Source organism: Dellaglioa sp. CoH-55-MRSF-7, assembly GCF_056782235.1.
The window spans coordinates 1-267 of record NZ_JBXAYI010000168.1 but is presented as its reverse complement, the minus strand read 5'-3'; the positions used below and the strand labels follow the sequence as shown (position 1 = coordinate 267).

Genomic DNA, 267 nt, shown 5'->3' with positions numbered 1-267 from the left:
ATTTTCGTCAGACTTATCGCACGATATGCGTACTCCGCTGGCCAATATCATCAGCTCCTCTCAAATCACGCTTTCACGCCCCCGCCGAAGCGAAGAATACGAGACACTGATTGAGTCGAATATTGAAGAATGCGAGCGACTACAGCGCATGATTGAAAATATGCTCTTTCTCGCCCGGACAGACAACGCTACTCAACACATCAATCTCGTTAAAATTAAAACAAACGAGGAACTCCCGAAAATCATATCTTACTTTCAGAACACGGC

The 267-nt window shown here is 45.3% G+C and carries 1 protein-coding gene; it reads left to right on the top strand.

The window, feature by feature from the left end; translation table 11 throughout:
* Window positions 1-267, top strand: a 267-nt coding sequence (locus tag AC1RPU_RS08275) for a histidine kinase dimerization/phospho-acceptor domain-containing protein (RefSeq protein ID WP_481769693.1), incomplete at both ends; no start/stop codon positions are given.